General features: G+C 71.3%; 14 protein-coding genes. 5 read left to right on the top strand and 9 right to left on the bottom strand.

Features of this window, described 5'->3' with window-relative positions; translation table 11 throughout:
• Positions 1–27: 27 nt before the first annotated feature.
• Positions 28–867, bottom strand: coding sequence for an LLM class F420-dependent oxidoreductase (locus HUW46_RS06010; protein WP_215546323.1), 840 nt, complete (start codon positions 865–867; stop codon positions 28–30).
• A 162-nt stretch (positions 868–1,029) separates the two neighbouring features.
• On the opposite strand from HUW46_RS06010, the gene HUW46_RS06015 reads away from it, so the two are divergent.
• Together HUW46_RS06015 and HUW46_RS06020 are read left to right on the top strand one after the other, a co-directional pair.
• Positions 1,030–1,716: a S1 family peptidase gene (locus HUW46_RS06015; protein ID WP_215546324.1), complete on the top strand. Its 687-nt coding sequence runs from the start codon at positions 1,030–1,032 to the stop codon at positions 1,714–1,716.
• Between the two features lie 45 nt (positions 1,717–1,761).
• Complete coding sequence (locus tag HUW46_RS06020; protein WP_254125859.1) at positions 1,762–3,168, top strand: AAA family ATPase; 1,407 nt, start codon at positions 1,762–1,764, stop codon at positions 3,166–3,168.
• 48 nt (positions 3,169–3,216) lie between these two features.
• On the opposite strand, the gene HUW46_RS06025 is transcribed toward HUW46_RS06020, so the two are convergent.
• The 4 genes from HUW46_RS06025 to HUW46_RS06040 form a co-directional block, all read right to left on the bottom strand.
• A complete protein-coding gene (locus HUW46_RS06025; protein WP_215546326.1) occupies positions 3,217–4,074 on the bottom strand; it encodes a class I SAM-dependent methyltransferase in 858 nt (285 codons plus the stop codon).
• A gap of 107 nt (positions 4,075–4,181) precedes the next feature.
• Complete coding sequence (locus HUW46_RS06030; protein ID WP_215546327.1) at positions 4,182–4,643, bottom strand: VOC family protein; 462 nt, start codon at positions 4,641–4,643, stop codon at positions 4,182–4,184.
• Positions 4,640–5,134 carry an SRPBCC family protein gene (locus HUW46_RS06035; RefSeq protein ID WP_215546328.1) on the bottom strand — a complete coding sequence of 165 codons (495 nt, stop codon included), beginning with the start codon at positions 5,132–5,134 and terminating at the stop codon, positions 4,640–4,642. Before HUW46_RS06035 ends, HUW46_RS06030 begins: the two co-directional genes overlap by 4 nt.
• Positions 5,131–5,466, bottom strand: a complete 336-nt coding sequence (locus tag HUW46_RS06040; RefSeq protein ID WP_215546329.1) for an ArsR/SmtB family transcription factor — start codon at positions 5,464–5,466, stop codon at positions 5,131–5,133. Before HUW46_RS06040 ends, HUW46_RS06035 begins: the two co-directional genes overlap by 4 nt.
• 90 nt (positions 5,467–5,556) lie before the next feature.
• On the opposite strand from HUW46_RS06040, the gene HUW46_RS06045 reads away from it, so the two are divergent.
• Complete coding sequence (locus tag HUW46_RS06045; protein WP_215546330.1) at positions 5,557–6,156, top strand: dihydrofolate reductase family protein; 600 nt, start codon at positions 5,557–5,559, stop codon at positions 6,154–6,156.
• Between the two features lie 3 nt (positions 6,157–6,159).
• Here HUW46_RS06045 and HUW46_RS06050 read toward each other — a convergent pair whose 3' ends face one another.
• Both HUW46_RS06050 and HUW46_RS06055 read right to left on the bottom strand, forming a co-directional pair.
• Positions 6,160–7,485: a cytochrome P450 gene (locus tag HUW46_RS06050; RefSeq protein WP_215546331.1), complete on the bottom strand. Its 1,326-nt coding sequence runs from the start codon at positions 7,483–7,485 to the stop codon at positions 6,160–6,162.
• On the bottom strand, positions 7,482–7,778 hold the full coding sequence (locus HUW46_RS06055; RefSeq protein WP_215546332.1) for a hypothetical protein: 297 nt from the start codon (positions 7,776–7,778) through the stop codon (positions 7,482–7,484). Before HUW46_RS06055 ends, HUW46_RS06050 begins: the two co-directional genes overlap by 4 nt.
• A 163-nt stretch (positions 7,779–7,941) precedes the next feature.
• Between HUW46_RS06055 and HUW46_RS06060 the strand changes: the two genes are divergently transcribed.
• Both HUW46_RS06060 and HUW46_RS06065 read left to right on the top strand, forming a co-directional pair.
• Positions 7,942–9,159, top strand: a complete 1,218-nt coding sequence (locus tag HUW46_RS06060; RefSeq protein WP_254125861.1) for a sensor histidine kinase — start codon at positions 7,942–7,944, stop codon at positions 9,157–9,159.
• Positions 9,156–9,830: a response regulator transcription factor gene (locus HUW46_RS06065; RefSeq protein WP_215546334.1), complete on the top strand. Its 675-nt coding sequence runs from the start codon at positions 9,156–9,158 to the stop codon at positions 9,828–9,830. The genes HUW46_RS06060 and HUW46_RS06065 overlap by 4 nt, the downstream gene beginning before the upstream one ends.
• A 46-nt stretch (positions 9,831–9,876) precedes the next feature.
• Here the strand turns inward: HUW46_RS06065 and HUW46_RS06070 are convergent, their stop codons facing one another.
• Together HUW46_RS06070 and HUW46_RS06075 are read right to left on the bottom strand one after the other, a co-directional pair.
• Complete coding sequence (locus HUW46_RS06070; RefSeq protein ID WP_215546335.1) at positions 9,877–11,502, bottom strand: carboxylesterase/lipase family protein; 1,626 nt, start codon at positions 11,500–11,502, stop codon at positions 9,877–9,879.
• Between the two features lie 573 nt (positions 11,503–12,075).
• Positions 12,076–13,152 carry a zinc ribbon domain-containing protein gene (locus tag HUW46_RS06075; protein WP_215546336.1) on the bottom strand — a complete coding sequence of 359 codons (1,077 nt, stop codon included), beginning with the start codon at positions 13,150–13,152 and terminating at the stop codon, positions 12,076–12,078.

Consider the following 13,152-nt stretch of genomic DNA (forward strand, 5'->3'; position numbering starts at 1 on the left):
GGCCGGGCCGCGCGCGGCCCTTCGGCGTCAGCGCAGCGGTTCGAGCGCCTTCGCCAGTGGCTCCAGCACGTCCGGGGTGTGCGGCGGCGGCAGGTACACGATCGCCAGGTCGAGACCCGCTTCGCCGAGCGCCTCCGCTTCGGCGGCGACCTTGGCGTAGTCGTTGTCCGGGCCGAGGCGGACGTGCGAGGACAGCGTGATCTCGCTCGGGTCGCGCCCGATGTCCTCACAGTGGCGGTGCAGCACGCCGCGCTTGTGCGCGAACTCCTCGGGCGTGCCGCCGACGAAGTTCCAGTGCTGGGCGTACTTCGCGGTGGTGCGCAGGGTGCGCTTCTCGCCGCTGCCGCCGATGCAGATCGGCGGGTGCGGTTTCTGCACGCCCTTCGGCTCGCACCTGGCGTCGGTGAGCTGGTAGTGCTCGCCCTGGAAGGTCGTGGTTTCCTTGGTCAGCAGGCCGACCAGGACTTCGCAGCCTTCCTCGAAGCGGTCGCTGCGCTCCTTGACCGGGCCGAGCCGCATGCCGTACGCGCCGGACTCCTCCTCGTTCCAGCCAGCGCCGATGCCGATTTCGAGCCTGCCGCCGGAGATGATGTCGAGCGTGCTGGCCATGTTCGCCAGCAGCGCCGGGTGCCGGTAGTGGATACCGCTGACCAGGGTGCCCAGCCGCAGCCGCTTCGTGGCCTGCGCGAGCGCGGTGAGCGTGACCCAGCCTTCCAGGCAGGGCCCGGTCGGATCGGAGAAGATGGGGTAGAAGTGGTCGAAGGTCCAGCCCGATTCGAACAGCTCGATCTCGTCGGCCGCCTGCCACACGGAGAGCATGTCTTCCCAGACCGTGTTCTGGGGCGAGGTCTTGATGGCGAAACGCATGACCCCGATCGTAACCCTGGAGTACCTCCAGTACGGTCCCCGAACGGGTGGCCCCGGCCGTAAGGTCCTTTGTGGACGATTCAGGCGCCACCGTTCGGCCGATGGGCCGCGGCGTCCGGCTTGGCTACCATCGAGGCACTCCTCACCCCATCGGAGGCTCGGATGAGACCGCCCCGATTCCGTTACCCGCTCGGCTTCTTCTTCGCGCTCTGCCTCGCCGTGCCACCCGCCGCGCAGGCCACCACCCCGGACCCGCTCGGCGGCGGCAGCCCGCTGGAAAGCGGCGCGGGTTCGCGGTGCACGGCCGGGTTCGCCGCGACGGCTGGCGGCGCCGGTTACCTGATCGCCGGTACCGCCTGCGGCAGGCCAGGCGACACCGTCAGCAGCGAGGGACGCCCGGTCGGCGTGGTCACCGGGGCACCGTTCCCGCCCACCGGCGCGATCGTCATCCGGGTCACGAACACGGCGGACTGGCGGCTGGTGGGCTCGATCCCGCCGGCCGACAGCCGCGTCACGATCACCGGGTCGGCCGAGGCGCCGATCGGCGCGCCGGTGTGCGAGTACGGCGCGACCACCGGCTGGCGGTGCGGGGTGATCGAGGCGAAGAACCTGACGATCAGCTTTCCCGAGGGCACCGTGAGCGGTCTGACCCAGACCACCGTCTGCGCGGGACCCGGCGACTCCGGCGGGCCGTTCGTCAGCGGCACGCAGGCGCAGGGCGTGCTGATCGGCGGCAGCGGGGACTGCGACAGCGGCGGTGTTTCCTATTTCGCGCCGGTCAACCCGGTGCTCGCGACATCCGGCCTGACTGTCCTCAGTGGAACGAACTCGGGGTCGATGTCCGGGTAGGACTCCGGGAGAACCCGGATGACACCGCGGCCGTGCCGACGAATCATGATCCTCGTGACGGATCGGGAAACGGACGAAGCCCACGCACTGGCCGTATCGCTGAGAAAACTGTTCGAGCACACGCTGACCTCGCTGCGCAGACCGTCCGCGCTGGCGGACCGGATCAGCACGCACCTCGCGTGCCCCCTCAACGAGGTGCCCACCGTGACCGCGGTCTTCCCCGGCTGGGAGCACGCGAACCTGCAGTGCGGGCTCGACGCCTACCTCGCCGAGCATTCACCGGACGCGGAGTGGTTCGGCATCGACGGTGACGGCAGAACGTACCGCGACATCAAGGACATGCTGACGAATTCCGTCACCAGAGGCGGGTACGACCTCGGCGCGGTGGACTACGTCAGCGTGGCCGTGGGACCGGACGAGACCATCGACGCGGTGCACCTCGGCCTGATTTCCAGCTTCGCCCCGGACGGAAGACCGGTCACGGTCGCGCTGATGGGGCCACCGGACCACAGCGTCGACCAGCCGTGCAAACTGCACGTGCTCGCCGCGGAGCGGTCGGCGGCCACCGCGGCGCGCGAGGAGATCGAGCGCCTGACCGATCGGCACAACGCGTTCGGCGGGAAGGTGATCTCCTTCGGGATCAGCGAGCACCGCGGCAACCACCTGCTGTCGTTCCTGCCCCGGCCCGAGGTCGGCGCGGACGACGTGGTGCTCCCCGACGGCGTGCTCGACAGCGTGGAGCGGCACGTGGTCCGCTCGGCGGAGTCGGCGAAACTGCTCGCCGCGCACGGCCAGCACCTCAAACGGGGGCTGCTGCTGCACGGCCCGCCGGGCACGGGGAAGACGCACACCGTGCGGTACCTGCTCGGCAGGCTCGGCGAGCGCACGGTCATCGTCATCTCCGGTGTCGCCGTGCTGAAGCTGCTCCGCGTGGCGACGACGCTGGCCAGGAGACTTCAGCCCGCGGTCGTCGTGGTCGAGGACGTCGACCTGATCGCGCAGGACCGCGCGGCGAACTCGTGCGGCACCCCGGTGCTGTTCGAACTGCTCAACGAGATGGACGGGGTGGACTCGGAGGCCGACGTGACCTTCGTGCTCACCACCAACCGGGTCGAGGTGATGGAGAAGGCGCTCTCCGAACGGCCCGGCCGGGTCGATCTCGCGGTGGAGGTGCCGTTACCGGACGAACGATGTCGTGAACGGCTGCTGCGCCTCTACGCGAAGAGCGCCGATCTCGACCTGCCGGACGCGGGCGCGATCGTCGCCAGAACGGCAGGCGTGACCGCGTCGTTCATGCGGGAGCTGGTGCGCCGCGCGATCCTGCTCGGCATCGACGAGCACACCGGCGGGCAGCGGGTGCGGCTCGACGAAGCGGTGCTGACCAAAGCGCTCGACGAACTGATGGACGAGCGCGGCGCGCTGACCCGCCGCATCCTCGGCGGCGCACGCTGAACCCGGCGGCAGGTGTCCATCTACTGTGGACACCTGCAGCCGGGTTCCTCAACGATCCATTGTGGATGATGCGGGGCGGGCGGCAAGTACAACGCGTTCGGTGCGCACCGCGAGGTCGTCGCGGCGCAGGATGCTGCCATCGCCGCCGGTGTCGAGCAGCCGGTCCAGCACGGCGAGGTCGTCGGCCGGAAGGTCCTCGGCGACCGCGGCGCGGATGCGGCGGAGGCTGGTGAGCGCGTAGCGGCCGACCGCATCCGTGCGGGACTGTTCGATGTGGACGGTGATCGCGCGCTCGCCTTCGACGGTGAACCCCGCGGCGGTCAGCCGGGGCGCCCAGTCCGCGCCCCGGTGCGGCACCCGCGCGGCGTGACGGCGGTCGAGCACGGCATGGCAGCGTTCCTCGACGCCCGGCCGGTCCTCCGGGGCGTCGGCGGGCAGGAAGCGGGGAAAACCGGCGAGCTCGACGAGCGCGAACAGGCCGCCGGGAGCGAGGGCGCCGCGGACGCGGCGCAGCGTGCCGTCGGGATCGGCCATGTGGTGCAGTGAAGCCGACGCCCACACCAGATCGGGCTCGCCGACGTCCGGCCACGCCGCGTCGAGATCGGCCTGGACGGCGCGCACCCGCTCGGCCACTCCGAGCTCGCGCGCCTTGTCCCGCAAGCGGTTCAGGTGCTCGGCCGAGGAGTCGACCGCGGTGACCACGGCTTCGGGGAACCGGGCGAGCAGGGCGAAGGTGCCCGCGCCGGTGCCGCACCCCAGATCCACGATCTTGCGGGGATCGGCCTCGATCGGCAGCCACGCGGTGATGGCCGCCGTGTGTTCGGCGAGGGCTTCCGCTTCGAGATCGAGGAGTTCGACCTTGGCATCGACGTCGTGGTGGTGCTGGTCCTGGATGTCCTGGGGCATGGCGTTCACGGTAAGCACACCTTGCGCCAGATGCACGACGCTTTGCCAATACGGCAAGGCGATGGTGTCCGGGCCTGCCGCTGGCGCAAGCCCGGCTCGTCCCCGCCTCAGCGCCAGGGCATGTGCTGCAGGCACCAGGTGTTGCCGTCGGGATCGGCGAAGTACGCGTAGAACACTCCGCCGAGGTCCTCGACCTCGCTGACCTCGACGCCGCGCTCGACGAGTTCGGCGCGGGACGCCTCGATGTCGGCCACCACCAGGTGCAGGCCGCGCAGCGTTCCCGCGGGCATGTCGAGGGTGGGGAGCCCTTCGGCGAGGGTGATCGAGCAGGCCGAGCCGGGCGGGGTCAGCTGGACGATGCGGACCCCGGGCTTCGGGTTGATGTCGACGTCGGGGCGGAACCCGAGCTGGTCCTGGTAGAAGGCTTTGGCCCGGTCGATGTCGGTGACCGGCACCGGCACGAGTTCCAGCAGCAGCGTGCCCGGCGGCACGGGCGGGTTCCCGGGTTCGTTCTGGACCTCCAACACATCGGCGGGGATTTCGGTGGCAGGGGCGGTTTTCTCGGTCATGATTGTCGTCTTTCGTCGAGCAGGGCGGCGAGGCGGTCGTACCCTTCGCCAGCGCCACGTTCCATGGGGCTGCGCAGGACCGCGTCGCGGATTTCGGGCGTGGAATACCGCGCGGTGACGGTCATATCGGTATGTCCGTCCACTTCGGACAGCTCGGTGGTGACCAGTGCCTCGCCGTCGGCCCAGTCACGGTGGATCTCGGTCTGCACGAGCCTCGCGGGCGGGTCGACCTCGTGGAAGTGCCCGTGCAGTTCCATCTCGGCACCGGCGGGCCCGGTGGAGACGAACCGCCAGGCACCGCCTGGCCGCAGGTCGACCTCGCAGGCGGTCAGCCGCCAGCCGCGGGCACCGTGCCAGCGGCGGAGCAGGTCCGGTTCGGTGAGCGCGGCGAAGACCAGTGGCGCGGGAGCGGCGAAGGTGCGGGTGAGGACGAGGCCGGCGCTCCCGGAGGCGACCACCCGCAGCCCGTGCCCGGTGTGCGGCGAGGTCATGCGTCCCCGTCCCGCAGTTCGCTCAGCACCGCGTCCAGCTTTTGGTAGCTCGTCTCCCAGTAGTCGCGGTAGTCGGCCAGCCAGTCCGTGGCCACCCTCAGCGGCTCGGCGACCAGGCGGCACGGCCGCCGTTGCGCGTCGCGCCCTCGGCTGACCAGGCCCGCCCGCTCCAGCACCCGCAGGTGCTTGGAGACGGCGGGCTGGCTCATCGCGAACGGCGCGGCCAGCTCGGTGACCGTGGCTTCGCCGGTGGCGAGCCGGGTCAGGATGGCGCGCCGGGTGGGATCGGCGAGCGCCGCGAACGTCGCGTCCAATGTGTCCGGTGCAGTCATGCGGATAACCTCTCGGTTTCATAACCTGATGGTTTTATACGTGCTAGGGTTCGCCATTGTCAACTTCGCGAGCACGCCCCAGGGGGAACCATGGGAAAGGTCTTCACGCAAGCATCGGTTTCGTTGGACGGCTACATCTCCGGGCCGGGCCAGAGCGGGTTCGACCGCCTCTTCGCGTGGTGCACGGCGGGTCCCGTGGCCACCCCCACGACCGATCCGGACCGGCTGACCTACCGCACCTCCGAGACGACCGCCCGGTACCTGTGCGAACTCCAGGAGCGGATCGGGGCCTGCGTCGTCGGCCGGAAGCAGTTCGACCTCACGGCTGGCTGGGCGGGGCGGCATCCGAGCGGGGTGCCGGTGTTCGTGGTGACCCACCGCCCGCCGCCACCCGGCTGGGACGCCGCCGCACCGTTCACCTTCGTCACCGACGGCGTGGCGAACGCGATCGCGCTGGCGCGCGAAGCCGCGGGACAGCGCGATGTCGGAGTCGGCCCCGGCGGTACCGTGGCCGACGCGCTCCGTGCCGGTCTGCTCGACGAACTGCGGATGGACGTCGTGCCGGTCGTGCTCGGCGGCGGCACCCCGATGCTGTCCGGGCTCGACGGTGCCGCCCCGATCGGCTTCGAGCAGGCAGAGGTCGTCGAAGGGATCGGCGTGACCCATCTGACCTATCGCCGGGCCGTGTGAGCGTCAGGTGCCCTTCGTGGCCGCCGAGGCGGCTTTTTTGTTGGTGCGCAAGGGAAGTTCGGTGTAGCCGCGCAGCACGCGCGTGCCGCGCCGGGTCGGCGAGCCCGCGAGCGAGAGGCCGTCGAACCGTTCGAACAGCGCTTGGAGGGCGATCGAGGCTTCGAGCCTGGCGAGCTGCGCGCCGAGGCAGTAGTGGATCCCCGCCGAGAACGCGAGATGTTCGCGCGCGTTGGGACGGGTGATGTCGAAGGTGTGCGGATCGGAGAACACGGCGGGATCGCGGTTGGCGCCCCCGAGCATGGTGATCACGGCGCGGCCCTGGGGAAGCCGCTGACCGGCCAGGTCGATGTCCTCGCTCGCCACCCGCAAGGTGACCTGCACCGGCGAGTCGTACCGCAGGACCTCCTCGACGGCGTTCGCCCAGCCGGACGGGTCGGCGCGCAGCGCGGCGAGCTGCTCGGGGTGGTCGAGGAGCAGGCGGACGGCGTTGCCGATGAGGTTGACGGTCGTCTCGAAACCGGCGCCGAGCAGCAGCAGGCCGGTGGCGCGGAGCTCGGTGTCGGTGAGCCGGTCGCCGTTGTCGACACCGTCGTGAACGAGCTTGCTCAGCAGGTCGTCCCCTGGATCGCGGCGAAGGTGCGCGAGGTGGTTTTCGAACCAGGCGTTGAGGTCGCGCAGTGCCGCGTCCGCGCGCCAGAACGCGCGCCAGCGAAGGCCGGGGTCGAGTGTCGCGGCCGCCTCGTTCCCCCAGCGGAGGAACTCGTCCTGCATCGTGGTCGGCACGCCGAGGATCTCGGAGATCACCATCACCGGCAACGGCGCGGCGTAGGCCTCGACGAGGTCGAACGGCTCTCCTTCGGGGATGCGGTCCAGCAGGTCGTCGGCGACCTCGCGCATGCGCCCGGTGAGGTGGTTGACCGCGCGCGGGGTGAAAGTGCGCGAAACCAGCTTCCGGAGCCGGGTGTGCTGCGGCGGCTGGACGACCAGCAGCGACGGCGGATCGACCGGCCCGAGTGCCTTCGGGTCGACCGCGGCGGTGAGCACCCGGTCGAGCAGCCGGTTGGGCCCGGCACCGGCGCTGGCCACGAACTTGTCGCTGCGCAGCACCTCGCTGGCGGTCCGGTGGGTCGCCGTCGCGCTGAGGAACCGGTTGGTCACCACCGGGCCCCGCGCGCGCAACTGGTCGTAGGCGTCGAAGGGGTCTTCCCGGAGTGCCTCGTCCGCGGTGAGCCTGGCGATCAGGTCGCCGCGGCGGGCGGCGGCGCGGACGGCCATCCCCGGCAGCCCGTAGCGGATCGCCCACAGGGTCGCCGAACGCAGCCGGCTCATGCCACACCGCCGAGCGGGCAACGCGCGGGAGCCGCGCCGTCGAGGCAGACGACCCGCGCCAGGCCGGGGTGCTCCTGGGCGAGCTCGCGCAGCCTCGGCGCGCCGTCCGGTTCGACCTGCGCCTGCACCATCAGGTCCCATCGCCGTCGCAGCGCGAGCAGAAGACCGCGTCGATCACCGAAGATCTCGGCGTACTCGGCGCGCCACGGCACCGCGCCATCGGCCGTCCGGTCCAGTTCTCGCTCCACCTCGCGCAGGGCCGCGTAGTAGCGGTGCGCTTCCTGCCAGCCCATGGGGTTCCTCCCGCGTCGGCTCCGGTCCGGGCCCGAGACTATGCCGCCGCGCGCCCCCACCGCTTCGAGCCGAGGACGGCAATCCGCCTCCTACCGTGGTAGGAAGCCCGCTGCCGCCCGCCGACGGAAGCCCCGGGGCACCGGAGGTTCCTATGATGGGTCCGTGCTGGCAGTGGCGACGCGGGTGAAGGTGCGGCTGGAGAACAGCTGCGCCCGCCTCGGCGTGCCCTACCCGTGGTGGATCCCGGCGTGGTCCACCGCGGCGAGCGCGGCGATGGCCGTCGCCGCGCTGATCCAGCGGCACGCGATGCCGCCAGCGCTGCTCGTGCTCGCCGCGGTGCTCGTGTACGGGCACCTGGTGGTGTGGACGGCCAGCGGCCGGATGCTGTGGCCCTGGATGGACGCCGTGCTGGTGGCCGCCGCGGTACTGGTGCTGCTCACCCATCCCGTGCCGACCGATGTCGCGCCGTGGCTGCTCACCGTCGCGGTGGCCGAGGTGGCCGCGACCTCGCGCCCGCTCGTGGCGCTGGTCGCCGCCGCGCTCGGCTGCGCGATCCCGGTCGGCGCCGGGCTGATGGGGCAGCTGGCCGGAGCGCCGGTGTACGCGGTCGGCGTGCTGCTCGGCGTGCAGGTCGGGATCACGCTGCGCTGGCAGATCAGGGCGCTCGCGGCGGAGAGGACCAGCAGGGCCACCGAGCGCGATCAGGCGGCGCTGGCGGAACGGCAGCGCATCGCCCGCGAAGTGCACGACGTGGTCGGGCACTCGCTGAGCATCACCCTGCTGCACGTCACCGGGGCGAGGCACGCGCTGCAGACCGACGGCGACCTCGCCGAGGCGATCGACGCGCTCACCGAGGCCGAACGCATCGGGCGCAGCGCGATGACCGACATCCGCCGCAGCGTGGGCCTGCTGCCGGCCAACCAGCCGAGCACCCAGCCGCTGCCGGACCTCGAACAGATCACCACCCTCGTCGAACACACCCGCGGCGCCGGTGTCCCGGTGCGGTACGAGCAGAGCGGCGATCTCGGCGCGATCGACGCCACCCGCGGCCTCGGCCTGTACCGGATCGCCCAGGAGTCGCTGGCCAACATCGTCAAGCACGCGCCGGGGAGCACCGCCAGCGTCGGGCTCCACATCGACCGCGAAACGGTCCGCCTGACCGTCCGCAACACGCTTCCGAAGGGAAAACCCGACCGGCGCGCCAAGCACGACGGCGCCGGGCTGGAAGGAATCGCGGTCCGCGCCGCCCAGCTCGGCGCGACGCTGACCACGGGGCCGTGCGACGACGAGCACTGGGCGATCGCGGTGACCGCGCCGCTCGACCTCCCTGCGGAGCACCCCCCGCCGCGCGGCTGTCCACTGAGGACGGCCAAACCGTGACCGGAACCGAGGCCGAGACGAGGGTGCTGCTCGTCGACGACCAGGAACTGGTGCGCTCCGGGCTGCGCCGCATCCTCCGGCGGCGCGCCGGGTTCCTGATCGTCGCCGAGTGCTCGGACGGGGACGAGGTCCCGGCCGCGATCGCGGCGCACGAGATCGACATCGTCGTGATGGACCTGCGGATGAAGCGCGTCGACGGGATCGAGGCCACCCGGCGGCTGCGCACGCGGGGCGATCTCCCGCCGGTGCTGGCACTGACCACCTTCGACGACGACGAACTGCTCTCCGGCGTGCTGCGGGCGGGCGCGGCGGGGTTCGTGCTGAAGGACTCCCCCGCCGAGGACCTCATCCGCGCGGTGCGGACGGTGGCCGCTGGCGAGAGCTGGCTCGACCCCACCGTCACCGCGCGGGTGCTCGCCACCTACCGGCGCGCGGCACCGGCCGATCCGGCGACCGCACCGGCGGCACAGCTCACCACGCGCGAACACGATGTGCTGCAAGCGATCGGGCGCGGGCACACCAACGCCGAGATCGCCGAGCGCCTCGTCATTTCCGAGGTCACCGTGAAGAGCCATATCGGGCGCATCTTCGCGAAACTCGACCTGCGCGACCGCGCCGCCGCGATCGTCTACGCCTACGACCACGGCATCGTCAGCCCCCGCGCCCCGTAGCGATGGTCCACAACAGACCGTTCCGGGTCTGTTGTGGACCATCGGGTCACCGGCGCTCGGTGAACGGGATCAGCCGGTTCCACAGCTTTTCGCAGTTGTGCTGGCGCGAAATCTCGGTGGTGAGCTGGCTGTCACCCGCCGCGTCGAGCGACATCACCACGGGGTTGTCCGCGGTGAAGCGGTCCCACCGGGGCGTGCCGTCGACGGTCGGGTTGCCGGTGCGGGCGAATCCCGTCCACTGCGCGACGAGCTGGTCGGACAACGCCTGCTGGTTCGGCGTGAGCTTGGCGTTGCCGGGGAAGAGCAACGTCGATTCGGCGACGTGGTAGGCACCGTTCGGCTTGGCGGGATCGAGGAAGAACGCCGGTGGCGCGTCGCTGTCGTCGAACTGGTAGGCGTAGACCGGGATGTGCCGCGCCAGCCGCTCGTCGTTGAGCAGGGCGGGGCAGACCGAGTTCGAATCGGCCACGATGGTCCGGTAGGCGAGGAACGCGGCGGGGGCCGGGAACCGGTTCAGCGGATAGGTTTCGCGAACCGCGGGCGCGTGGTGCTTGTACTGCTGCGCCACCAACCGGTCGTAGTCGGCGGGTGTCGAAGCGGAGGCGAGCTGGGTCTCGTCGCGGTCGACGCCGTGCATCAGCGCCACGTTGTTGACGCGCCCGGTGGCGAAGGCCTCCCCCGGCGACGTCGGCAGTGTCGTGCCGTTCACGATCGGCGCGATCGTGCCGCTGTCGGGCGTCATCCCGTTGCCCGCCTTGTCGAGCAGGGCCTGCACCGGCAGGCGGCGGAGGCACGCGGCGGCATCGCCGGTGCCGCACCCGAGTGCCTTGGCGAACCGCGCCCCTGCCTGCTGGGCCTCCTCCTCGGTGGGCAACTCGGCCTTGCAGTCCTGCTTCTGCCACGAGGTGTCTTCGCCGAGCAGCGAGTTGTACTCACCACTCTGGGCGATGCCCCGTTTGAACAATCCCGCCGAGTCCGGTGAGACCGTGTGGGCGCAGACGCTCGACCCGCCCGCGGAAGCGCCGTAGATCGTGACGTTGCGCGGGTCCCCGCCGAACCGCGCGATGTTCCGCTGCACCCAGCGCAACGCGGCCTGCTGGTCCTGGATCCCGTAGTCGCCGGCGTGCTCGCCGAACCCCTCGTGGGCGAGGAAGCCGAAGATCCCGAGCCGGTAGTTCACCTCCACGCTGATCACGTGGCCCGTCGTCACCAGTCGGCTCGCGTCGTTCGGTTCGAGGAGCAGGAACCCGCCGCCGTGGATCTGCAGCATCACCGGGAACGGACCCGGCCCCGCGTTGGCGGGGACGCGGACGTTGAGGTTGAGGCAGTCCTCGTCGGCCGAGCCCGGACCGATCCGCGCGGGCTGCGGGCAGGCGGCTCCCTTCGCCGTCGCGGCGAACGGTTCGGTCCACGGGGCCGGTCGCCTCGGTGGCTGCCAGCGCAGCTCCCCCGTCGGTGGTGCGGCGTAGCGGATTCCCGTCCAGGACTTCACTTCGGGACCGGCGAGGCCGCACACCGGGCCGTCGTCGGTCGTGACCGTGGTGCCCGCCGAGCACCCCGGCGCCGGTGGCGCGGACCGGCTAAGCTCGCTCGCCACGGCCGCCACCCCGACCGACAACACCATCACCACGACGGCCGCCAATGCGGTGGCCACTTTTCTGCCGGGTTTCATCCATCCTCCCTTTCACTTGGTGAAACGAAGTGATCCGATCAGCGCCGTTTTCACTTTCTCGGCACCGGAATCCAGTCTGGCGGGCACCCCGGAACGCACAACCGCCGATCGGCTGCGCCGCATTCAGCCAGCACGGGGAACACTTTCGACTGCGAAATGGCGAGCGATTCGCACCAATACGCGAGTCAATGGCCTTGCCCGGAAAATACGGGTACTTCCGCGCGACGCGACAATTCCGAACGCGCGGCGAACGATGCCCCGAAAGTGGCTTTCGTGGCACTGGATGCCCTGAAGGTCACAGTGATGGCGGGTGCGCGTCGCGGGGGTGCCGCGAGATCGGTGGCGGGGGCTCCGCTTGGTCCCCGAAGGCCACCCTCGGGGACACTAGCGCCACTTTCCCGGCCCTCGCAGGCGTCCGGACACGGCTGCGCACGCCCCGAAAGCCACCCTCGGGGCGCTAGACGACACAAATCCACCCCTCGCACGCCCAACCACCGCGACGCGCATGCCCCGAAGGTGACCTTCGGGGCGCTAGATGCCCTGAAAGCCACCTTCGGGGCGGGAAGTCCGTGGTCAGCAGCGGCCGAAGAACTCGACTTCGCCGAGTGCGACCAGTTTGCCGGGCCCGCCGCCGTAAACGGTGCGCACGGTGAACCGCGCCTGGGTCATGTCCGAGATCGCCACCGGAGTGTGCTGCGGTCCCGGCTGATCGGCGAGCCGCACCGGGACGCTCTTCCGCTCGCCGTCCTCGGTGGTCACGGTGAGGTCGAGTTCCGCCGGCCTGGCCTGGGTGTTGAACACTTCGCGTTCCGCTGACGCCCCGCTGTTCACCACGATCTCCAGCAACCGGCACGGCTTGGCGAACTTCGCGTTCAGGTACTGCCCCTGCGCGGGCGCGGGCACCGCGGGCGCCCAGAAGCGGTTGGTGAACCCGTCCACGGCCAGCCCCGGCGGATGTCCTTCGGCCGAACTCGATGCGGTCGTGTCGGCCGGGGTGAGGGTGGCCGGGGTGGTGGTCTTGTCCTTCACCGCGGTGACGATGTCCGGTCCATATCGGACCAGCGCGCCCGCCACGAGCAGCAGCACCACGAGGAAGACCAGGAACGCCGGGAACCGGATCCGCCGCCCCCGGAACCGGGGCAGGCGCAGCCGTCGCCACCACGGCACCCGCTCGGTCTCCACCACGACCTCGTCGAGCACCGCACCGCACCGGCGGCAGAAGCGGCGGCCCGGCGCGTTCGGGGTGCCGCAGCGGGGGCACGGGCGGTCATCGGAGCCGCCGGTCCCCTGGTCGCCGATCGACGCGCGGACGGTGGGCCGCTTGCTGACCGGTTTGCTCGGATGCACCGCGCCCGGCTGCTCGGCAGGCGGCCGCGCGGGCTCGGACGGCACAGCCCCGGGCTGCACCGTCCCGGCCACCGGCGGAACGGTCCCGGGCGGCGGCGGTTCGACCGGAGCGCTCCCCTGCCGCGACACCTCGACCGGCGCGGCCTCCTGCCGCGGGGCCTCCGCCGTCGGCGGGGTCACCGGTGCCTGCGGTTTCCCCCAGTCCAGGTAGGCACCGCAGTTACCGCAGAAGGATTCGCCCTCGCTGACCGGCGCGCCGCACGTGTCGCAGCGCCGCACCGGGTCGCCGACCTGTCCCGCCAT

The organism is Amycolatopsis sp. CA-230715 (assembly GCF_018736145.1).
GTDB lineage: Bacteria > Actinomycetota > Actinomycetes > Mycobacteriales > Pseudonocardiaceae > Amycolatopsis.